This window comes from Pseudomonas sp. 478, from assembly GCF_003254125.1.
GTDB lineage: Bacteria > Pseudomonadota > Gammaproteobacteria > Pseudomonadales > Pseudomonadaceae > Aquipseudomonas.
The window spans coordinates 1-1,188 of record NZ_QKZG01000029.1 but is presented as its reverse complement, the minus strand read 5'-3'; the positions used below and the strand labels follow the sequence as shown (position 1 = coordinate 1,188).

General features: G+C 50.9%; 1 rRNA gene (only partly in view). It reads right to left on the bottom strand.

The annotated features are described in order from the left end of the window. Positions 1 to 1,188, bottom strand: a 23S ribosomal RNA gene (locus tag DFS28_RS30330); its annotated part reaches 1,495 nt to the left of the window's first position; the annotation flags it as partial.

Here is a 1,188-nt window from a genome sequence, read left to right as displayed (position 1 = left end):
TAGAATCCCGGATTTACCTAAGATTCCAGCCTACCACCTTAAACTTGGACAACCAACGCCAAGCTGGCCTAGCCTTCTCCGTCCCTCCATCGCAATAACCAGAAGTACAGGAATATTAACCTGTTTTCCATCGACTACGCTTTTCAGCCTCGCCTTAGGGACCGACTAACCCTGCGTCGATTAACGTTGCGCAGGAAACCTTGGTCTTTCGGCGTGGGTGTTTTTCACACCCATTGTCGTTACTCATGTCAGCATTCGCACTTCTGATACCTCCAGCAAGCTTCTCAACTCACCTTCACAGGCTTACAGAACGCTCCTCTACCGCATCACCTAAGTGATACCCGTAGCTTCGGTGTATGGTTTGAGCCCCGTTACATCTTCCGCGCAGGCCGACTCGACTAGTGAGCTATTACGCTTTCTTTAAAGGGTGGCTGCTTCTAAGCCAACCTCCTAGCTGTCTAAGCCTTCCCACATCGTTTCCCACTTAACCATAACTTTGGGACCTTAGCTGACGGTCTGGGTTGTTTCCCTTTTCACGACGGACGTTAGCACCCGCCGTGTGTCTCCCATGCTCGGCACTTGTAGGTATTCGGAGTTTGCATCGGTTTGGTAAGTCGGGATGACCCCCTAGCCGAAACAGTGCTCTACCCCCTACAGTGATACATGAGGCGCTACCTAAATAGCTTTCGAGGAGAACCAGCTATCTCCGAGCTTGATTAGCCTTTCACTCCGATCCACAGGTCATCCGCTAACTTTTCAACGGTAGTCGGTTCGGTCCTCCAGTTAGTGTTACCCAACCTTCAACCTGCCCATGGATAGATCGCCCGGTTTCGGGTCTATTCCCAGCGACTAGACGCCCTATTAAGACTCGCTTTCGCTACGCCTCCCCTATTCGGTTAAGCTCGCCACTGAAAATAAGTCGCTGACCCATTATACAAAAGGTACGCAGTCACCCAACAAAGTGGGCTCCCACTGCTTGTACGCATACGGTTTCAGGATCTATTTCACTCCCCTCTCCGGGGTTCTTTTCGCCTTTCCCTCACGGTACTAGTTCACTATCGGTCAGTCAGTAGTATTTAGCCTTGGAGGATGGTCCCCCCATATTCAGACAAAGTTTCTCGTGCTCCGTCCTACTCGATTTCATGACTAAGAGATTTTCGCGTACAGGGCTATCACCCACTATGGCCG